An 18745-nucleotide genomic window follows, 5' to 3' on the forward strand; every position below is an offset into this window, starting at 1 on the left:
GGCCCTCGACAGCGCCGCGCGCTAGCATGGCCGCCAGTCCGTACTGGTCGTCGCAATGAAGCACTGGGGCTGTCTGGCGCTGCTCGCCTTGTCTTTCGCCGTGGCCGCCGAGCCCGCCCCGCCGGTGCTGCGGATCGCCAGCCTGCGGCTGCCCCAGGACAGCGCGCAGTGGGAGCGCCAGCGCGGGCGGATCCTGGAACTGCTGGCGGACCTGCGCGCGGACGTGATCGCGGTGCAGGACGTGCGGCAGTCGCCGGGCGCACCCAACGCCGCCTGTTGGCTGGCCACCCGGCTCAGCTACAGCTGCGACTTCATCACCGCCGACCCGCCCAGCCATGCGCAGCGCCGCGGCAGCGCGCTGCTGGCCGGACTGGACGTGATCGAGGACGGGCTGACCCTGCTGCATGGCCCGGGGCAGCTCACCGCCGCCGGCATGCAGCGTGCGCGCCTGCAGCGGCAGGCGGTCAACATCTACGTCGCGCGCATCGCCCCGGAGGGCAACGACCCGGAGGTGCGGGCGCGGCAGGCGGCGGACCTGCTCGCCTGGATCGGCGCGACCGACGCGGACCAGCCATCGCTGGTCGTGGGCGAGTTCTCCGCGCCCACCGACGAACTGGTCCGGCAACTGCCGGGCTTCCAGCCGGCACGGCGGAACCCGTCGGCGCGGCAGCCGGCCGCCGGCGGCACGTCCGGGGGCCGCCCGCATGGCCTGGACGTGCTCTACCAGGTGCGCAGCTTCGCCGACGTGGCCCAGCAGGCAGTGGCGCTGGCACCCACCGGCGAGGAACCGGCGCCGCTGGTGCTGGGGGTGATGACCACCCTGCGCCTGATCGGCGAAACGCCGGCCGATCCATCGGCGCCGTGAACGGCGAAGCCGGACGTTTCCGCCCGGCTTCGTTGGTCATCCGTGCGCGGGACGGGGCACTGCCCCGCCCGCGTCGATCACCGCGACCGGTCAGGCCACGGCTTCCTCGTAGCGGCGTTCCACTTCCTTCCAGTTGATCAGGCTGTAGAAGGTCTCGATGAACTCGGCGCGGCGGTTCTGGAACTTCAGGTAGTAGGCGTGTTCCCACACGTCGATGGTCAGCACCGGGGTACGGCCCTCCATCAGCGGGCTTTCCTGGTTGCCGGTCTTCTCCACCACCAGCTTCTTGTCGGCGGTCACGCTCAGCCAGGCCCAACCCGAACCGAACTGGGTCAGCGCGGCCTTGGTGAAGGCCTCCTTGAACTTGTCGAAACCGCCGAGCTGCTCGTCGATCGCCTTGCCCAGCGCGCCACCCGGGGTGCCACCGGCGTTCGGGCCGATCACGTCCCAGAACAGCGAGTGGTTGCCGTGGCCGCCGCCCTGGTTGCGGACGCCCTGCTGCAGGTTCTCCGGCAGGGTCTTGACCTTGCGCAGCAGGTCGTCGATGGGCAGGTCGGCGTACTCGGTGCCCTCGACCAGCGCATTGAGGTTGTTGACGTAGGTCTGGTGGTGCTTGGAGTAGTGGATCTCCACCGTGGCCGCATCCATGTACGGTTCCAGCGCGTCGTAAGCGTAGGGCAGCTTGGGCAGGGTGTAGGCCATGAGGATTCTCCTTGGGTGTGATGCCTGGGTTCGGGGGCCCGGCGCATGCCGGGCAGTGCACCGGCAATGGTAGGCAGGAAGCGGCAACTTACCAAGGTCGATGTAAAGGAAACTTCGTCCTGCCGTGGGTACAAACCTCACGCGCGCCGCGAAATCCGCGTGTTCCACGCGCCGGCACGGCACAGCGCCCGCCGCCGCCGGCCGATGGCCCGCGTTCAAGAAAAAACGCGCGCAGGCGCGATAATCGCCCTTTGCACGCGACACAGGCCCCGCTCCATGCGCAAACCGTTGCTTTTGCTCACCGCCGTGGTCGTGCTGGTGGCCGGCCTGTGGGCCATGCGCACGCTGCAGCAGCCAGCGCCCCCGCAGTTCGCGCCGGCGCTGGGCCAGGCCGTGGCGTCGGAGCGCGCTGGCGAGCCGCGCCGGTCCGGCGCGGGCGACGCACTGCCGGCCTTCCTGCCAGCGGAGGCGCACGACACCATCGCGCTGATCCTGCGCGGCGGCCCGTTCCCGCACCGCCAGGACGGCAGCGTGTTCGGCAACCGCGAACGGCGCCTGCCGCAGCGCCCGCGCGGCTACTACCGCGAGTACACCGTGCGCACGCCCGACCTCGGCCACCGCGGCGCGCGGCGGATCGTCACCGGCGGCGATCCGCCCGACGTCTGGTACTACACCGACGACCACTACGAGACCTTCCGTGATTTCCAGGTCCCGGCCAACGGAGGCGCGCAATGAGCGACAGCGGATTCGACATGGGCCTGGAGGACGTGGGCCAGGCCGGGGTCTATGGCGTGGCCCACGGCGATCTCGGCGGGCTGGCGGCGGCCGCGCGCGATGCCGGGCTCAAGGTGCTGCGCGTGGACCTGGAATCATGCACCGACAAGCGCACCCTGCTGCTGCGCATCGGCACCCAACTGGATTTCCCGGCGGGCCGCGGCCGCAACTGGGATGCGTTGTCCGATGCGCTGCGCGACCTGTCCTGGCTGCCGGCCAGGGGGTATGCGCTGTTGTTCGGCGATGCCGGCGACCTGCGCGACGCCAGCCCGGCGGATTTCGACACCCTGCTGGACGTCCTCTCCGAAGCCGCGGCCAGCTGGGCCGCGGACAACGTGCCGTTCTGGGCGTTCTTCGAATTGCCGCACGGCGGCGAGGCCGCAGCAACGGACGACCTCTGAGCCGGCGCCGTCAGCCCGGCGGCCGCGCGGGGCCCTTGAGCTCGATCACGTTGCCGTCCGGATCACTGAAATACAGCGACAGTCCGTCGCCCTCGGCGCCGAAGTTGACCTCCGCCGCGGCCGGCACGGCGACCCCATGGCGCCCCAGGTGGGCGACGATGCCCGCCTCGTCGAATGGTTCGACCCGCAGGCACAGGTGATCCACGTTGCGCGCGCCCTGCCCCGGCGCGGCACCGCCACGGGCGCCCAGGGCGCCGTCCACGCTGACCAGGTCGATCATCGACGCGCCGGCGCGCAGGTGTACCAGGCCCAGGTGCGCGCGCCGCCTGACCACCTCGCAGCCGAGCACGGCCTGGTAGAAGGCGGTGCTGCGCGACAGGTCGCGCACGCGGAACACCACATGGTCGATGCGCTGCACCGAAAACGGCATTTCCATCGCATGCTCCATGCAGAAACCCGGGAAGCGGGGTCGATGACCGGCGCCCGTGCACGGCGATTGTCACACGGCCGCAACCGCGGTTGGCGCGGCGCTGGAGGAACGCCGCGGCGCTGCGCCCACCCGTGAGCACCGGTGGGCCGGGCGGCAGCCAGGCTCAGCCGTCGAGTTCTTCCCAGCGCGCGTAGGCCGCATCCAGTTCCGCCTGCACCCGGGCCAACTGCTGGGTGTGCGCGCTGACCTCGGCGCTGGAACGGGTGTAGAACGCCGGGTCGTTCATCGCGCCGGTCAGGCCTTCCACGTCGCGCTCCAGCTGTTCGATCTTCGCCGGCAGCTGTTCCAGTTCGCGCGCGTCCTTGAAACTGAGCTTGCGCCTGGCCGGCGCCGGCTCGGCAGCGGCCGCCGGCGTGGTCGCCGGCTTCGCGGCCGGTACCGCCGTGGCCGAGGCCCTGGCCACGGCCATGCCGCTCTGCGCCGGCGCCGGGCGCTGGCGCAGCGAGTCGGTATAGCCGCCGACGTAATCGCCGACCCTGCCCTCGCCTTCCAGCACCAGGGTGGAGGTGACCACGTTGTCGAGGAAATCGCGGTCGTGGCTGACCAGCAGCAGGGTGCCGGTGTAGTCGCCCAGCAGCTCCTCCAGCAGCTCCAGGGTCTCCACGTCCAGGTCGTTGGTCGGTTCGTCCATCACCAGCAGGTTGGACGGCTGCGCGAACAGCTTGGCCAGCAGCAGGCGGTTGCGCTCGCCGCCGGACAGGCGGGTGATCGGCGCCCGCGCGCGCTCGGGGGTGAACAGGAAGTCCTGCAGGTAGGCGTGCACGTGCTTGCGCTTGCCGTTGAGGTCGATGAAGTCCGCGCCCTCGGCCACGTTCTCGATCGCGCTCCAGTCCTCGCGCAGGGTGGCGCGGTACTGGTCGAAATAGGCGATCTGCAGGTTGGTGCCCTGGCGCACCTCGCCGGCATCCGGCTGCAGTTCGCCCAGCAGCAGCTTGAGCAGGGTGGTCTTGCCGCTGCCGTTGGGGCCGATCAGGCCGATGCGGTCGCCGCGCAGGATCGTGGTCGAGAAATCCTTGATCATCACCCGCTCGCCGAACGCGAAGCTGACGTCCCTGACGTCGATGACCTTCTTGCCGGAGTTCTCGCCCGAGGCCGCTTCCAGGCGGACGTTGCCGCCCAGCTCGCGGCGCTGGCTGCGTTCCACGCGCATGGCCTTGAGCCGGCGCACGCGGCCTTCGTCACGGGTGCGGCGCGCCTTGATGCCCTGCCGGATCCACACTTCCTCCTGCGCCAGCAGCTTGTCGAAGCGTGCGTTCTCCTGCGCCTGCGCGTTGAGCCGTTCCTCGCGGCGGCGCGCGTAGTTGTCCCAGTCACCCGGCCAGCTGGTCACCTGGCCGCGGTCGATCTCGACGATGCGGGTGGCCAGCGCACGCAGGAAGCGGCGGTCATGGGTGACGAACACCACGCAGCCGTTCCAGCCCTTGAGGAAGCCTTCCAGCCAGTCGATGGCCTCGATGTCCAGGTGGTTGGTCGGCTCGTCCAGCAGCAGTACGTCGGGCCCGGCGACCAGCGCGCGCGCCAGCAGCACGCGGCGCTTCATGCCGCCGGACAGGCGCCCGAACTCGGCATCGCCGTCCAGCTCCAGCTTGGTCAGGGTTTCGGACACGCGCTGGTCCAGCGCCCAGCCATCGGCGGCGTCGATCCTGGCCTGCACCTTGCCCATGGCATCGCCATCGAACACGTCGGCATGGCTCAGCCGGTGGAACTCGGCCAGCCAGTGGCCGAGTTCACCCAGGCCATCGGCGACCACGTCGAACACGCTGCCGGCGGCGCCATGCGGTACCTCCTGCTCCAGGCGGGTGACGCGCACGCCCTGCTGGACGCGCACTTCGCCGTCGTCCGGCTTCAGTTCGCCGGCCATCAGCTTCATCAGGGTGGATTTGCCGGCGCCGTTGCGGCCGATCAGGGCGATGCGCTCGCCACTTTCGATCGACAGTTCGGCTTTCTCCAGCAACAACGGGCCGCCGACGCTGTAGTCGACGTTCTGCAGGGTGATCAAAGGCATGCGCGCATTGTACGGGAGCCGCGCTCAGGCGTCGGCGAACGTGCCCGGATCCAGCGCCAGCAGCCGCCGCAGGCTGGCCGCCACCGGCCTGCCCGGGTGCCGCAGCACCCACAGCTGCCGCCGCAGCGGCGGCAACGGCGTGGCCAGCACGTGCAGCCGGCCCAGTGCGATGAGATCGGCCACCGCGTGCCGCGACAGGCAGGCCAGGCCCAGCCCGGCGACGGCGCCCTGCTTGATCGCCTCGGTACCGCCGAGCTGCAGTACCTCGGCGAACCGGTGCAGGTGCGGCAGCAGCGCCTGCTCGGCCGCCTCGCGGGTGCCCGAGCCCGGCTCGCGCAGCAACCAGCAGGCACCGCGCAGCCGCGCCATGTCCGCACCGGCCCGCAGTGCCGCCGCGTGCGGGTGGCGATCGCCGAACACGACGACCAGTTCGTCCTCGCGCCAGGGCGCCACGTCCAGCCCCGGCTCGTGACACGGGCCCTCGATCAGGCCGATGTCCACCTCCAGCCGCTGCACCGCAGCGGCGACTTCGCGGGTATTGCCGATCACCAGGTCGACCCGGGCCTGGTCGTTGCGCTCGCGCAGGTCGGCGATGCGCGACGGCATCAGGTAGTTGCCGATGGTAGTGCTGGCGCCGACCCGCCAGCGCACCGGCGCGGCGGCCTCCCCGGCCCGGCCGTAGCGGCGCTCGATATCGTCCACGGCCGCCAGCAGCGCCCGTGCCTCGGGCAGCAGCGCACGGCCGTGGCCGTTGAGCACCAGCCGGCGTCCGACGCGGTCGAACACGGCCAGCCCGAGCAGGCTCTCCAGCTCGCCCAGGGCCGCACTTACCGCCGACTGCGACAGGCCGATGGCCTCGCCCGCGGCGGTGGTCGTGCCGGTCTCGGCGACGGCGGAGAAAATCTGCAGCTGGCGCAGGGAGAGATGCATTACTTACCTGAAATATTGTTTATCCATACGAATATTATCTGTTTTACAGATTATTGGCGCGACGGCAGGATGGGCCATCTCCTCATAACCGTCCGTCATGAACACCGCCCTCCAGGGCCACGCCCCGGCCCACCCACATCGCCTCCCCGGCCTGCTGTTGACCGCCGCCATCGCCATGCTTTCCCTGTGGCTGGGTACCCTGCCGTGGCTGCAGGCCCATGGCATCAGTGCGCTGACGCTGGCGATCCTGCTCGGTATCGCCCTGGGCAACACCGCCTACGGCAGGCTGGCGCCGCGCGCGGCGGCAGGCGTGGGCTTCTCCAAGGCGACCCTGCTGCGTGCCGGCATCGTCCTCTACGGCCTGCGCCTGACCGTGCAGGACATCGGCCAGGTCGGCGTCGCCGGGGTGCTGATCGACGCGCTGGTGCTGTGCTCCACCTTCGCCCTGGCGTGGTGGCTGGGCACCCGCGTGCTTGGGCTGGAGCGCAACACCGCGCTGCTGATCGGCGCCGGCAGCTCCATCTGCGGCGCCGCGGCGGTGATGGCCGCCGAGCCGGTGGTCAAGGGCCGCGCCGAGCAGGTTGCCATCGCCGTGGCCACGGTGGTCGTGTTCGGTACCCTGGCGATGTTCCTGTACCCGCTGCTGTACCAGTGGGGCCTGCATGCCGGCTGGATGCCGCTGGACGAAACCGGCTACGGCGTATTCACCGGCTCCACCGTGCATGAGGTGGCCCAGGTGGTCGCCGCCGGCCGCGCGGTCAGCCAGCCGGCCGCCGACGCGGCGGTCATCGCCAAGATGGTGCGGGTGATGATGCTGGCGCCGTTCCTGGTGTGCCTGTCGGCACTGCTGGCACGCGGCCGCCGCGACCGCCAGGGCACGCGCTCCAGGATCGCCGTGCCCTGGTTCGCGTTCGGCTTCATCGGCATGGTCGGCTTCAACTCGCTGCAGTTGCTGCCCGCCGGGCTGGTCGCCGCCCTGGTCGAGCTGGACACCGCGCTGCTGGCGATGGCGATGGCCGCGCTGGGCCTGACCACCCATGTCTCGGCCCTGCGCCAGGCCGGTCCGCGGCCGATGCTGCTGGCCGCGCTGCTGGCCGCCTGGCTGCTCGGCGGCGGTCTGCTGATCAACCTCGCGGTACGTGCGCTGTCCTGAATCGGGCGCGCCGCGGCGGCCACCAGGGCGGCACGGCCCGCCGGCATCTGCGAAAATACGGCATGACCGATTTCTCCTCGTTGCCGCTGATCCCGGCCCTCGCACCCGGCATCGACGCGCTGGGCTATACCGCCATGACCCCGGTGCAGGCACAGAGCCTGCCGCCCATCCTGGACGGGCGCGACGTGATCGCCCAGGCTCCCACCGGCAGCGGCAAGACCGCCGCCTTCGGCCTGGGCCTGCTGAACCGGCTCGACCCGGCCACCCTGCGTACCCAGGCGCTGGTGCTGTGCCCTACCCGCGAACTGGCCGACCAGGTCGGCCGGCAGCTGCGCAAACTGGCCACCGGCATCCCCAACCTCAAGCTGCTGGTACTGACCGGCGGCGTGCCGCTGGGCCCGCAGCTGGCGTCGCTGGAGGCGCACGACCCGCAGGTGGTGGTGGGCACGCCCGGCCGCGTGCAGGAACTGGCGCGCAAGCGCGCGCTCAACCTCGGCCAGGTGCGCACGTTCGTGCTCGACGAAGCCGACCGCATGCTCGACATGGGCTTCGAGGAGCCCATCCGCGAGATCGCCGGGCGCACCCACAAGGAGCGGCAGAGCCTGCTGTTCTCGGCCACGTTCCCCGACGCCATCCGCGAACTGGCGCGCGCCCTGCTTGATGACCCGGTGGAAGTCACCATCGACGGCCAGCAGGAAGCCCCGGCGATCCAGCACCTGTTCTTCGAGGTCGAGCCGACGCACCGGCAGAAGGCGCTGGCCGGGCTGCTGCTCAGGTACACGCCCGAATCGGCGGTGGTGTTCTGCAACACCCGCAAGGACGTGGACGAGGTGGCCAATTCACTGCGCCAGTTCGGCTTCTCGGCGCTGGCCCTGCATGGCGACATGGAACAGCGCGACCGCGACGAGGTCCTGCTGCAGTTCGCCAACCGCAGCTGCAACGTGCTGGTCGCCAGCGACGTGGCCGCGCGCGGCCTGGACGTGGAAGAGCTCGCCGCGGTGGTCAACTACGAAATGCCCAGCGACCTGGACACCTACCGCCACCGCGTCGGCCGCACCGCCCGCGCCGGCCGCCGCGGCCTGGCGCTGAGCCTGGTCGCCGGCCGCGAGCGCCACCGCGCCGATGCACTGGAAGCCGACCAGGGCAGCGCGCTGGACTGGCAGAAGACCCCGCTGGCCACCGCACGCCCGGCACAGCTGCCACAGGCGGCGATGACCACGCTGCGGATCGATGGCGGCAAGACCGACAAGCTGCGCGCCGGGGACATCCTCGGCGCGCTCACCGGCGATGCCGGGTTGTCGGCCAAGACCATCGGCAAGATCGACATCTTCCCCACCCGCTCCTATGTGGCCATCGCCCGCGAGCACGCCGGCAAGGCGGTGGCACGACTGGAAGCGGGCAAGATCAAGGGCAGGCGCTTCCGCGTGCGCAAGCTGTAAGCCAGAACACGATCCTGCCCCTCCAGCGGACCCGGCTGGCATGAGGCCGCAGGTGCGGGGCTTGCCCCGCACCGAGGCTCCACCGGCAGGTTCCGTGCGGGGCAAGCCCCGCACCTACCGACGCCTCACCACGAAGCCGGGACTCAATACACCAGCGTGGCCTGCAGCGGCAGCCCTGCCGGCCAGCGCGGACGGCCGCCCAGCCCGTCCAGTTCCACCAGCACCGCCGCCCCGAGTACCTCGGCCTCCAGCCGCCGCGCCAGCAGCAGCGCCGCGGCCAGCGTACCGCCGGTGGCGAGCACGTCGTCGATCAGCAGCACCCTAGTGCCGGGGGCGATGGCACCGGCGCAGACCTCGATGCGGTCGCTGCCGTACTCCAGCGCGTACTCCTGGGCCAGGGTGGCGCCGGGCAGCTTGCCCGGCTTGCGCACCGGCACGAAGCCGGCGCCCAGTTCCAGCGCCAGCGCGGCGCCGAGGATGAAGCCGCGCGCCTCCACCCCCAGCACCGCCTGCACGCCGGCCGCGCGCCAGGGCTCGGCCATCGCCGCGATCGCCGCGCGGAAGCCATCGGCATCGGCCAGCAGTGGGGTGATGTCCTTGAAGCGGATACCGGGCCGCGGGAAGTCGGCCACGTCGCGGATCGTGCTGGACCAGTCGGGATAGGGGTTCGTCATCGGGTCATTCGGAAGGGAAGGAATCAGGAACTGCACGACAGCATGGCGCAGCCGGCGCGCGTACGCGCCCAGTCGGGACGCCGCCGGGCGAACGCTTCGCGGCCGGGCTGCTCGTCGCCGGGACGCCGCATCACCTCCAGCAGTTCGTCGATGCCGCCGCTGTCGCCCTGCTCGGCGCGGTCGATGGCCTGCTGCACCAGCCAGTTGCGCAGTACGTATTTTGGATTGGCCACCTGCATGACCCGGCGCCGGGCGGCGGCATCCAGGCCGGCCCCGCGCACGCGCGCGGCGTGGCACTGCAGCCAGTCCAGCAGATCCGGCATCACCCGCTCGCGGCGCGCGGGCGAATAGAACGCACCCTCCAGCGCCGCCACGTCCGGCCGCTGCGGGTCGACGTCGAGCAGCGCCCGGAACGCCAGGGTCATGTCCATCTCGCCGGCATGCAGCAGTGCCTGGAACCGGGCCATCAGCGCCTCGTCGCCCTCGCGGTAGTCGCCCAGCCCGAGCTTGGCGACCAGGTGGCCGCGGGCTTCGGCCGCGTAACGCGCCTGGAACGCATCCAGCCCCGCCTGCAGCGGCGCCGCCTCCGCGAACAGCGGCGACAGCGCCTGCGCCAGCCGCACCAGGTTCCAGTACGCCACCTGCATCTGCGCACCGAAACGGTAGCGGCGGCCCTGCGCGTCGGTGGTGTTCGGCGTCCAGTCCGGGTCGTAATCCTCGATCCAGCCATACGGGCCGTAGTCCAGGGTCAGGCCCAGCACCGACATGTTGTCGGTGTTCATCACCCCGTGCACGAAGCCCACCCGCATCCACTGCGCCACCAGCACCGCGGTGCGCGTGCAGATCCCGGCGAACCAGTCGGCATGGCGCGAGGGGCCGGGCGGCAACTGCGGAAAGTCGCGGTCGATGCAGAAATCCACCAGCTGCCGCAGCAACGCCCGGTCGCCGCGTGCCGCCGGCAACTCGAAACTGCCGAAGCGCAGGAACGAAGGCGCCACCCGGCACACCACCGCGCCCGGCTCACCGCGCGGATGGCCGTCGTAGAACATGTCGCGGACCACCGTCTCGCCGGTGGCGACCAGGCTCAGCGCACGCGTGGTCGGCACGCCCAGGTGATGCATGGCCTCCGAACACAGGAATTCGCGGATCGACGAGCGCAGCACCGCGCGGCCGTCCGCGCCGCGCGAATAGGGCGTTGGCCCGGCCCCCTTGAGCTGCAGCTCCCAGCGCCGGCCATCGGCCAGCAATTCGCCGAGCGAAATGGCACGGCCATCACCCAGTTGCCCGGCCCAGTGCCCGAACTGGTGGCCGCCATAATTCGCCGCCCATGGCTGCATGCCGGGGTACAACGCATTGCCGGCGAACACCGCGGCGAAATCCGGCGCCTGCACGGCCGCGCGGTCGAAACCCAGCATCGCCGCCACCTCCGGCGCATGCGCCAGCAGGCGCGGCGCCGCCACTGGGCTGGGCATGACCTGCGACCAGGCCGCGCCCGGCACCTCGCGCCGGCGCGGTCCGGTTTCGGCGTCGCCGGGCAGTTCGCGCAGGAAACGGTTGTCGAAATGCAGCACCGGGATAGTCATCGATAGCAGATGGGGGCTGGGCCCGGGGTCACAAGCACGGCGGCGATGGCAGCCCGGTTTCCGGCACCCCGGCCGAAGGCCCCGGAGAGGCCGCCGTGCAGGGCGGGCGCAAAAACCGGCGGGAGCGCTGGCGCCATAAACAAAAACGCCGGAAGCTTTCGCTTCCGGCGTCGTGGCGACCTTGCGGTTGCGGGGGCTGGATTACAGCGCCTGCACCTGGTCAGCCTGCATGCCCTTCTGGCCCTGCACGGCGACGAAGGTCACCTTCTGGCCTTCCTGCAGCGACTTGAAGCCGGTGCCCTGGATGGCACGGAAGTGCACGAACAGGTCGGGGCCGCTTTCCGGGGTGATGAAACCAAAACCCTTGGCATCGTTGAACCACTTCACCGTGCCGGTCTGACGCTCAGACATTACAAACTCCTGGAACTATTGATTGGAAATCGCAGCCGCCGGGGATCGGGGCCGAGACTGAGTTGCAGGCGTTGGTAAAACGGAACGATGAGCGGATCGGTGAGATCAGCTGCATCAGGCCACGATTCACGGTGACCCTTGCAAGCACAGTGGGGCGAAAGATACGCGGCTTTCCAGCAAAAAGCGACAAATACCGCATTCATCCGCACCGAAACCCCACCTCCCGGCAACAATCCCGCTAAATTCATTGGCTTGGCGCCCCGCATCGGGCGGCTCCGGCCCGTCCCGGGCCCGCGCAGCGGCTAGACTGCGCGCCATGGAATCCACCCTTGCCGCCCCCTCCCCCCGCATCTGGGTGGACGCCGACGCCTGCCCGGCGGTCATCCGCGACATCCTGTACCGCGCCGCCGAGCGCACCCGGATCGAGGTGATCCTGGTCGCCAACCGCTGGCTGCAGACGCCCCCCTCGCGTTTCATCCGCGCCATGCAGGTCGCCGGTGGCCCGGACGTGGCCGACGACGCCATCGCCGAACGCGTGGCCGCCGGCGACCTGGTCGTCACCCAGGACATTCCGCTGGCCGCACGGGTGCTGGCCAGGGGCGCGGCCGCCGTGGACCCGCGCGGCGTGCCGTTCAGCCCCGACAGCATCGCCCAGCGCCTGTCGATACGCGATTTCATGGCCGAACTGCGCGGCGCGGGCGTGCAGACCGGCGGCCCGCCCAGCCTGCACGCGCGCGACCGCCAGGCCTTCGCCGCGCGCCTGGACCAGTGGCTGGCGCGGCAGCGCTGAAGCGCGGCCCGTCGCGGCTGCGCCCGCGCAGTAGAATGGCGGTCTTTGCCCCGTGATCCCATGGCCCTTACCGCCACCATCCGCAAGGCCGAGCTGCAGATCAGCGACATGGACCGCGGCTACTACGCGACCCACCACCTGACCCTGGCCCAGCACCCCTCCGAGACCGACGAGCGCCTGATGGTGCGCCTGCTCGCCTTCGCGCTGAACGCCGATGACCGCCTGGAGTTCGGCCGCGGGCTGAGCACCGACGACGAACCGGACCTGTGGCAGCACGACTACACCGGCGACATCCTGCAGTGGATCGACCTGGGCCACCCCGACGAGTCGCGGGTGCGTAAGGCGTGCAACCGCAGCCGCCAGGTGCAGGTGATCAACTACGGCGGCAACGCCTCGGACATCTGGTGGCAGAAGCAGGGCAAGGGCCTGGCCCGCTTCGGCAACCTCTCGGTGGTGGACCTGGACGCCGGCTTCGTCGAGCGCTGGGGCCAGCAGATCCAGCGGGCGATGCGCTGGAGCGTGCTGATCCAGGACGGCGAGCTGCAGATCCTCAACGACCAGGTCCAGCTCGACGTCACCCCCGCCTGGCGCAAGCGCGCGGCGGCTTGAGTGGCGCGCTTGCGATGAACCAGTGCATGGCTGCCCAGCACTGCGACGTGCTGGTGATCGGCGCCGGCGCGGCCGGCCTGATGTGCGCGCTTACCGCCGGCCAGCGCGGCCGCGTGGTGCAGGTGATCGACCACGCCAACAAGCCGGGCAAGAAGATCCTGATGTCCGGCGGCGGGCGCTGCAATTTCACCAACACCGGCACCACCGCCGCCAACTTCATTTCGGCCAACCCGCATTTCTGCAAATCGGCGCTGGCCCGCTACACCCCGGCCGATTTCATCGCCATGGTCGAGCGCCACCGCATCGCCTGGCACGAGAAGGAGCTGGGGCAGCTGTTCTGCGACATCTCCTCCAAGCTGATCGTGCGCATGCTGCTGGACGAATGCCAGCAGGCCGCGGTGCGGATCCGCACCGACTGCGCGGTGGAGGGCATCGAGCGTGGCGCCGACGGCTTCCGCGTGCGCACCGGCCACGGCCTGTTCCACTGCGCGTCGCTGGTGATCGCCAGCGGCGGCCTGTCCATTCCCAGCATGGGCGCCAGCGGCTTCGGCTACGAGGTCGCGCGCCAGTTCGGCCACGCGGTGCTGCCCACCCGCGCCGGGCTGGTGCCGCTGACCCTCAGCGGCAGGCACCAGGAACGGCTGGCCGACCTCAGCGGCGTGGCGCTGCCGGTGGAGGCGCGCTGCAACGGGCAGGCGTTCCGCAACTTCATGCTGCTCACCCACCGCGGGATCAGCGGCCCGGCGATCCTGCAGATTTCCTCCTACTGGCAGCCCGGTGACGACCTGCGCCTGGACCTGCTGCCGGACCAGGACGCACTGCAATGGCTGCGCGGCATGAAACGCGAGCGCGGCGCCTCCGAACTGCGCACGTTGCTGGCCGAGGTCATGCCCAAGCGGATGGCGCAGCGCCTGTGCGAGCACTGGCTGCCGGACCGGCCGGTGCGCCAGCTCGACGAGCCGCAGTTGAAACAGGCGGCGGCATTGCTGGCCGATTTCCCGCTGGTGGCCAGCGGCACCGAGGGCTACCGCACCGCGGAGGTGACCCTGGGCGGCGTGGACACGCGCCAGGTGTCGTCCTCCACCTTCGAATCGCGGCAGGTGCCGGGGCTGTATTTCGTCGGCGAGGTGCTGGACGTGACCGGCTGGCTGGGGGGCTACAACTTCCAGTGGGCCTGGGCCTCCGGGCACGCGGCCGGACAGGCGGCCTGAGCCCGGCACAGGAACCGCGTCACAGGCAAGCGATCGGCTCATGGACGGCACCGCGGCCATGTTGTATTAAACCCGGTCAGAGGGGAGTCCTGAATGCAGAACGGCAAAGAATCAACCCTGCGCCTGCTGATCGTCGATGACAGCGCCGAGAACGCAGAGGCGATCGTCAGCACCTTGCGCAACAGCGGCATCGCCGTCCGCCCATACCGGCCGCAGGCACCGGCGGAACTGGCGGACATCGTGTCCAGCCAGGCCATCGACCTGGTGCTGTGCGCGCCGTCGCAGGTGATCCCGCAGCTGCTGCTCAGCCAGCAGATCGCCGCCAGCGGCAAGGACATCCCGGTGATCGCGCTGGCCGAGCAGGTGGACGAGCAGACGCTGGTGGAATCGGGTGCCAATGGCATCCGCGCCATTGCCCTGCGCCACCGGCCCGAGCACCTGCTGGCCGTGGTGCGCGACGAATGGACCGACCTGCAGGCCCGCCGCGGCCTGCGCCGCATCGAGGCGCAGATGCGCGAGACCGAGCGCCGCTGCGACGCGCTGATCGCCTCTTCGCGCGACCCCATCGCCTACATCCACGAAGGCATGCACATCCGCGCCAACGAGGCCTACCTGGAGATGTTCGGCTACGACGCGTTCGAGGACGTGGAAGGCATTTCGCTGCTGGACATGGTCGCGCCGCAGCATGTGGAGGATTTCAAGCAGCTGCTCAAGGCGCTGGGCAAGGGCGAGCCGCCGCCGCCGCAGTACGAGGTGCATGCGCGCAACCAGGATGGCGAGAGCTTCCCGGCGACGATGGAGTTCACCGCCGCCACCTACGAGGGCGAGTCCTGCTTCCAGGTGGTGTTCCGCCGCCGCGAGGAGTTCGACCCCGAACTGGCGCGCGAGGTCGAGGCGCTGCGCCAGCGCGACCAGGTCACCGGCCTGCTCAACCGCCCGACCTTCATGGTGCACCTGGAAAACGCCGTGGCCCAGGTCAGCCGCAGCGACGGCCAGTACGGCTTCCTGCTGGTGGAGCCGGACCACTACGCGCGGCTGCTGCCCGACATCGGGCTGGACTCGGCCGACGCACTGGTTGCCGCGCTCGGCCAGCATCTGGCCGCAACGCTCGGCGACGGCCTGTCGCTGGCGCGTTTCGGCGAGCACAGCTTCGCCATCCTCGCCCAGGGCGACTACGCGCATACCATGGGGCTGGCCGAACGCGTGCGCGGCGCCTTCGCCTCACATGTATTCAGCATCGGCGCACGCTCGGCGACGGTCACCGTCAGCATCGGCGGCGTGCAGGTCGGCGAGAAGATCGCCAGCGTCGGCCAGGTGCTGGCCCGCGCCAGCGACTGCACCCGCACCGCGACCGAACTGGGCGGCAACACGGTCAAGGTGTTCGACCCGGGGGCCGCCGACCGCGTCGAGGAAGAGCGCATCCAGCGCTGGGTGGAGCTGATGCGCGGCGCGCTCGAGGGCGAGGGCTTCCAGCTGCGCTTCCGCCCGGTCATCAACCTCATGGGCGAGGCGATCCAGCTGTACGACACCTCGCTGCAGCTGCGCAACAACAACGAGATGGTCGGGCCTTCGACCTTCCTGCCGATCGCCGAGGACCAGGGCCTGCTGGCGCCGATCAACCGCTGGGTGGTCGGGCATGCGATCCAGGCGCTGGGCGAACGCCGCCGCGCCGGCCATCGCACCTGCATGATGGTGCGGATCACGCCCGAATCGTTCTCCGATCCGCAGCTGCTGGCGGTGATCCGCGACGGCCTGCAGGCCGAGGGGGTGTCCGGCGACCAGCTGTGGCTGCAGGTCCCCGAGGCCAAGGTGTTCACCCACCTGCGCAATGCCCAGCAGTTCCTGGCCGCGGCCTCGGCGCTGGGTTGCAAGGTCGGGCTGGAGCAGTTCGGTTCCGGGCTCGATTCGTTCCAGCTGCTGGCCCACTTCCAGCCGGGTTTCCTCAAGCTGGACAGCAGCTTCACCGCGGACCCGGCACTGGCCCGCGAGCAGCTGCCCAAGATCCAGGAAATCACCACGCGCGCGCAGTCGCAGGACATCCGCACCATCGCCGAGTTCGTCTCCGATGCGGCGACGATGAGCCTGCTGTTCACCTCCGGCGTGGATTACGTGCAGGGCGACTTCGTCGGCCCCGCCGGCCCGGAGATGAACTTCGAGTTCAACGCGTAAGACCGCGCCGGCCAGCGGCCGGCCCGGGTCGCATGCGAAAAGGCCGGCGTGGACGCCGGCCTTTTGCGTATCAGGTCAGGTCAACCAGGTTCTCAATCTTCACGTCCGGGTTGACGTCGGCGTCATAGTCCACGCCGTCGATGCCGAAACCGAACAGGCGCAGGAAGTCCGCCTTGTAGCCGGCCAGGTCGCTGATCTCGTACAGGTTCTCGTTGGTCACCTGCGGCCACAGCGCGACCACCCTGCCCTGCACCTCCGGCGCCATTTCCTTGTAGTCGGCGCGCAGGCGGCCTTCCTCGTCCACCAGCGCGACGCTGCGGCCCTTGCCGTCGACCAGGTCGCGGCGGATGTGGTCGGCGGCGTTGGCGCCGCCCTGCGGCCCGTTGTAGAGAATGTCGTACAGGGTGTCGAGCTGCTCGATGCAGCCTTCGTGGGTGCCCTCGTCCTTCATCACCTTGAACAGCAGCGACAGGTACAGCGGCATGGTCGGGATCGCCGAGCTGGCCTGGGTGACCACCGCCTTGAGCACCGACACGCGGGCGTCGCCACCGATGCCCTGCAGGCGGGCGCGGATGTCCTTGACCTTGGCGTCCAGGTCCTTCTTGGCGGCGCCGATGGAGCCGTTCCAGTAGATCGCCTGGGTGATTTCCTCGCCGACGTAGGTGAACGCGGTGGTGGTCGCGCCCGGTGCCAGCACCCCGGCTTCCAGCAGCGCGTCGATCCACATCTGCCAGTCTTCGCCGCCCATCACCTGCACGGTGCCGGCGATTTCCTCGGCGCTGGCCGGCTGCAGGGTGGTCTCGGTCAGCACTTCCTTGTCGGTATCCAGGCCGCGCAGCGTGATCGGCGCGCCGATCGGCTTGAGCGTGGAGCTGATCACCTCGCCGGTCTTCGGGTGCTTGCGGCGCGGCGATGCCAGGCTGTAGACCACCTGGTCGACCTGGCCCAGGTCGGCCTTGATGATCTCGATGACCTTGGCCTTGACCTCGTCGGAGAATGCATCACCGTTGACGCTGCGCGCGTACAGGCCGGCCTGGTGCGCGTACTTCTCGAACGCAGCCGAGTTGTACCACCCCGCCGTGCCCGGCTTGCTTTCGCTGCCCGGCCGCTCGAAGAACACGCCCAGCGTGGCGGCGCCGCTGCCGAAGGCGGCCTTGATGCGCGCGGCCAGGCCGTAACCGGTGGACGCACCGATCACCAGCACCTTCTTCGGGCCATGGGCGAGCCTGGGCTGCGCCTTGATGTAGTCGATCTGTTCCTTGACCGCCGCGTCGCAGCCGGCCGGATGGGTGGTGACGCAGATGAAGCCGCGCACACGCGGTTTGATGACCATGGAAACCTCGGTTGGATACGGGAAAACAGCGCCGCGGCACACGCCGGGCAGGCGCCGAACCGCGAGGATCGTAGTGTGCGCCCGCAGCGAAAACAACCGACGCCACCGCATGGAACCGGCGCCCCGGCGGCGTCATCGCGGGCAGGCCGCAAATGGAAAGAGCCGCGCGGTGCGCGGCTCTTTCGCGGTCGGGAGGTGGCGGGCCTTACGGGCGGCGCGCCAGTTCCTCGACGTCCTTGGCCTTGGGCAGCAGGTCCTGCTTGGAGACCTTGAACGGCCCGATGCTGAGCAGCGGGACGGCCACGATGACCGACGACACCACCACGATCACCGCGCCGACCATGTGGGTCTCGGCCAGGCCTTCCATCGACTCGCCACCGTACAGGTACAGCGCCAGCGCCGACAGGAAGAACAGCACCGCGGTGATCACCGTGCGCGACAGCGTCTGGTTGATCGAGCGGTTCAGCACTTCCAGCGGCTCCACGCGCAGGCTGCGGAAGTTCTCGCGCACGCGGTCGAACACCACGATGATGTCGTTGATGGCAAAGCCCATCACCGACAGCATGCCGGCCAGCACGGTCAGGTCGAACTCGCGGCCGAGCAGCGACATGTAGGCCACGGTCAGGATCAGGTCGAAGAACGCGGTGATGCTGGCCACCATCGCGAACTTCCACTCGAAGCGCGCGGCGATGTAGATCAGGAAGCCGATCACCATGAACAGCGTCGCGTAGATGCCGTTCATCACCAGGTCCTTGCCGACCTGCGGGCCGACGAACTCGCCCGGCTGCGCGGTAGCGGCGTTGCCGGGCAGGCTGATCGCGGCGCGGACCTTCTCGGCGACCTTCTGCGCGGCGTCGGCGGCGTTGTTGTGCTCGCCATCGGGCGGCAGGCGGATCATCAGGTCGTTGCCGCCGCCCACGCTCTGCACCTGGGCGTTCTCGAAGCCGGCCGCGGCCAGGCGCTCGCGCACCGCTTCGGCGTCGACGCTCTTCTCGAAGTGGGTACGCACCACCGTGCCGCCGGTGAACTCCAGCGCGTAGTTGAAGCCCTTGAAGCCGATGATCGCCAGCGACACCAGCAGCAGCACCACCATCAACGCGAGCACCGGCCTGCGGTGGCGCATGAAGTCGATGTTGGTGTCGTTCGGGACGATGTGGAGCGGGAATAGTTTCATGCAGGGATTTTCCTTAAAAAACCCGCACACGC

The 18745-nt window shown here is 70.0% G+C and carries 18 protein-coding genes; 9 read left to right on the forward strand and 9 right to left on the reverse strand.

Annotation, left to right across the window (positions count from 1 at the left end; translation table 11 throughout):
* Positions 1 to 55: 55 nt before the first annotated feature.
* Complete coding sequence (locus AC06E6_RS03700; RefSeq protein ID WP_104938728.1) at positions 56 to 865, forward strand: endonuclease/exonuclease/phosphatase family protein; 810 nt, start codon at positions 56 to 58, stop codon at positions 863 to 865.
* A 90-nt stretch (positions 866 to 955) separates the two neighbouring features.
* On the opposite strand, the gene AC06E6_RS03705 is transcribed toward AC06E6_RS03700, so the two are convergent.
* The gene (locus tag AC06E6_RS03705; protein WP_161614384.1) at positions 956 to 1567 is read right to left on the reverse strand and encodes a superoxide dismutase; all 612 of its coding nucleotides are present in this window, start codon (positions 1565 to 1567) and stop codon (positions 956 to 958) included.
* A 276-nt stretch (positions 1568 to 1843) separates the two neighbouring features.
* On the opposite strand from AC06E6_RS03705, the gene AC06E6_RS03710 reads away from it, so the two are divergent.
* Together AC06E6_RS03710 and AC06E6_RS03715 are read left to right on the forward strand one after the other, a co-directional pair.
* Positions 1844 to 2302, forward strand: coding sequence for a guanyl-specific ribonuclease (locus AC06E6_RS03710; RefSeq protein ID WP_240212718.1), 459 nt, complete (start codon positions 1844 to 1846; stop codon positions 2300 to 2302).
* Entirely contained in the window at positions 2299 to 2742 is a 444-nt protein-coding gene (locus tag AC06E6_RS03715) for a barstar family protein (RefSeq protein ID WP_104938726.1), read from the forward strand. The genes AC06E6_RS03710 and AC06E6_RS03715 overlap by 4 nt, the downstream gene beginning before the upstream one ends.
* 10 nt (positions 2743 to 2752) lie before the next feature.
* On the opposite strand, the gene AC06E6_RS03720 is transcribed toward AC06E6_RS03715, so the two are convergent.
* The 3 genes from AC06E6_RS03720 to AC06E6_RS03730 all read right to left on the reverse strand — a co-directional run bounded on the left by AC06E6_RS03720 (position 2753) and on the right by AC06E6_RS03730 (position 6167).
* Positions 2753 to 3178 (reverse strand): VOC family protein, encoded by a 426-nt coding sequence (locus AC06E6_RS03720; protein WP_104940184.1) that lies wholly within the window; start codon positions 3176 to 3178, stop codon positions 2753 to 2755.
* Positions 3179 to 3335: 157 nt separating this feature from the next.
* Entirely contained in the window at positions 3336 to 5237 is a 1902-nt protein-coding gene (locus AC06E6_RS03725; RefSeq protein ID WP_240212717.1) for an ATP-binding cassette domain-containing protein, read from the reverse strand.
* Positions 5238 to 5261: 24 nt separating this feature from the next.
* Positions 5262 to 6167 (reverse strand): LysR family transcriptional regulator, encoded by a 906-nt coding sequence (locus tag AC06E6_RS03730; protein WP_104938725.1) that lies wholly within the window; start codon positions 6165 to 6167, stop codon positions 5262 to 5264.
* Positions 6168 to 6264: 97 nt separating this feature from the next.
* Here AC06E6_RS03730 and AC06E6_RS03735 point away from each other — a divergent pair, with 97 nt between their 5' ends.
* Complete coding sequence (locus AC06E6_RS03735; RefSeq protein WP_104938724.1) at positions 6265 to 7320, forward strand: YeiH family protein; 1056 nt, start codon at positions 6265 to 6267, stop codon at positions 7318 to 7320.
* Between the two features lie 62 nt (positions 7321 to 7382).
* On the forward strand, positions 7383 to 8759 hold the full coding sequence (gene dbpA / locus AC06E6_RS03740; RefSeq protein ID WP_240212716.1) for an ATP-dependent RNA helicase DbpA: 1377 nt from the start codon (positions 7383 to 7385) through the stop codon (positions 8757 to 8759).
* Between the two features lie 143 nt (positions 8760 to 8902).
* Here the strand turns inward: dbpA and AC06E6_RS03745 are convergent, their stop codons facing one another.
* The 3 genes from AC06E6_RS03745 to AC06E6_RS03755 all read right to left on the reverse strand — a co-directional run bounded on the left by AC06E6_RS03745 (position 8903) and on the right by AC06E6_RS03755 (position 11427).
* Entirely contained in the window at positions 8903 to 9433 is a 531-nt protein-coding gene (locus AC06E6_RS03745) for an adenine phosphoribosyltransferase (protein ID WP_161614376.1), read from the reverse strand.
* Between the two features lie 23 nt (positions 9434 to 9456).
* The gene (locus AC06E6_RS03750; protein WP_104940183.1) at positions 9457 to 11010 is read right to left on the reverse strand and encodes a protein adenylyltransferase SelO; all 1554 of its coding nucleotides are present in this window, start codon (positions 11008 to 11010) and stop codon (positions 9457 to 9459) included.
* 207 nt (positions 11011 to 11217) lie between these two features.
* On the reverse strand, positions 11218 to 11427 hold the full coding sequence (locus AC06E6_RS03755) for a cold-shock protein (RefSeq protein ID WP_054665293.1): 210 nt from the start codon (positions 11425 to 11427) through the stop codon (positions 11218 to 11220).
* A gap of 316 nt (positions 11428 to 11743) precedes the next feature.
* Here AC06E6_RS03755 and AC06E6_RS03760 point away from each other — a divergent pair, with 316 nt between their 5' ends.
* From AC06E6_RS03760 to AC06E6_RS03775, 4 genes are all read left to right on the forward strand, one after another.
* A complete protein-coding gene (locus AC06E6_RS03760) occupies positions 11744 to 12217 on the forward strand; it encodes a YaiI/YqxD family protein (RefSeq protein WP_240212714.1) in 474 nt (157 codons plus the stop codon).
* Between the two features lie 60 nt (positions 12218 to 12277).
* Positions 12278 to 12826, forward strand: coding sequence for a YaeQ family protein (locus tag AC06E6_RS03765; protein WP_104938722.1), 549 nt, complete (start codon positions 12278 to 12280; stop codon positions 12824 to 12826).
* A gap of 26 nt (positions 12827 to 12852) precedes the next feature.
* Complete coding sequence (locus AC06E6_RS03770) at positions 12853 to 14037, forward strand: BaiN/RdsA family NAD(P)/FAD-dependent oxidoreductase (protein WP_478060369.1); 1185 nt, start codon at positions 12853 to 12855, stop codon at positions 14035 to 14037.
* 93 nt (positions 14038 to 14130) lie between these two features.
* Positions 14131 to 16206, forward strand: coding sequence for an EAL domain-containing response regulator (locus AC06E6_RS03775; RefSeq protein ID WP_104938721.1), 2076 nt, complete (start codon positions 14131 to 14133; stop codon positions 16204 to 16206).
* 70 nt (positions 16207 to 16276) lie between these two features.
* Here the strand turns inward: AC06E6_RS03775 and fabV are convergent, their stop codons facing one another.
* Both fabV and secF read right to left on the reverse strand, forming a co-directional pair.
* The gene (gene fabV / locus AC06E6_RS03780) at positions 16277 to 17539 is read right to left on the reverse strand and encodes an enoyl-ACP reductase FabV (RefSeq protein ID WP_104938720.1); all 1263 of its coding nucleotides are present in this window, start codon (positions 17537 to 17539) and stop codon (positions 16277 to 16279) included.
* A gap of 205 nt (positions 17540 to 17744) precedes the next feature.
* Positions 17745 to 18713, reverse strand: a complete 969-nt coding sequence (gene secF, locus AC06E6_RS03785) for a protein translocase subunit SecF (protein WP_104938719.1) — start codon at positions 18711 to 18713, stop codon at positions 17745 to 17747.
* Between the last annotated feature and the right edge of the window lie 32 nt (positions 18714 to 18745).

The organism is Stenotrophomonas sp. Steno-Z10-HUANG, assembly GCF_056393075.1.

Coding starts and splice junctions, on each gene's coding strand:
- AC06E6_RS03725 (WP_240212717.1), bottom strand. CDS start 5,237: ATGCCTTTGATCACCCTGCAGAACGTCGACTACAGCGTCGGCGGCCCG.
- AC06E6_RS03755 (WP_054665293.1), bottom strand. CDS start 11,427: ATGTCTGAGCGTCAGACCGGCACGGTGAAGTGGTTCAACGATGCCAAG.
- AC06E6_RS03705 (WP_161614384.1), bottom strand. CDS start 1,567: ATGGCCTACACCCTGCCCAAGCTGCCCTACGCTTACGACGCGCTGGAA.
- fabV (WP_104938720.1), bottom strand. CDS start 17,539: ATGGTCATCAAACCGCGTGTGCGCGGCTTCATCTGCGTCACCACCCAT.
- AC06E6_RS03745 (WP_161614376.1), bottom strand. CDS start 9,433: ATGACGAACCCCTATCCCGACTGGTCCAGCACGATCCGCGACGTGGCC.
- AC06E6_RS03700 (WP_104938728.1), top strand. CDS start 56: ATGAAGCACTGGGGCTGTCTGGCGCTGCTCGCCTTGTCTTTCGCCGTG.
- AC06E6_RS03775 (WP_104938721.1), top strand. CDS start 14,131: ATGCAGAACGGCAAAGAATCAACCCTGCGCCTGCTGATCGTCGATGAC.
- secF (WP_104938719.1), bottom strand. CDS start 18,713: ATGAAACTATTCCCGCTCCACATCGTCCCGAACGACACCAACATCGAC.
- AC06E6_RS03735 (WP_104938724.1), top strand. CDS start 6,265: ATGAACACCGCCCTCCAGGGCCACGCCCCGGCCCACCCACATCGCCTC.
- AC06E6_RS03715 (WP_104938726.1), top strand. CDS start 2,299: ATGAGCGACAGCGGATTCGACATGGGCCTGGAGGACGTGGGCCAGGCC.
- AC06E6_RS03765 (WP_104938722.1), top strand. CDS start 12,278: ATGGCCCTTACCGCCACCATCCGCAAGGCCGAGCTGCAGATCAGCGAC.
- AC06E6_RS03760 (WP_240212714.1), top strand. CDS start 11,744: ATGGAATCCACCCTTGCCGCCCCCTCCCCCCGCATCTGGGTGGACGCC.
- AC06E6_RS03710 (WP_240212718.1), top strand. CDS start 1,844: ATGCGCAAACCGTTGCTTTTGCTCACCGCCGTGGTCGTGCTGGTGGCC.
- AC06E6_RS03730 (WP_104938725.1), bottom strand. CDS start 6,167: ATGCATCTCTCCCTGCGCCAGCTGCAGATTTTCTCCGCCGTCGCCGAG.
- dbpA (WP_240212716.1), top strand. CDS start 7,383: ATGACCGATTTCTCCTCGTTGCCGCTGATCCCGGCCCTCGCACCCGGC.
- AC06E6_RS03770 (WP_478060369.1), top strand. CDS start 12,853: ATGGCTGCCCAGCACTGCGACGTGCTGGTGATCGGCGCCGGCGCGGCC.
- AC06E6_RS03720 (WP_104940184.1), bottom strand. CDS start 3,178: ATGGAAATGCCGTTTTCGGTGCAGCGCATCGACCATGTGGTGTTCCGC.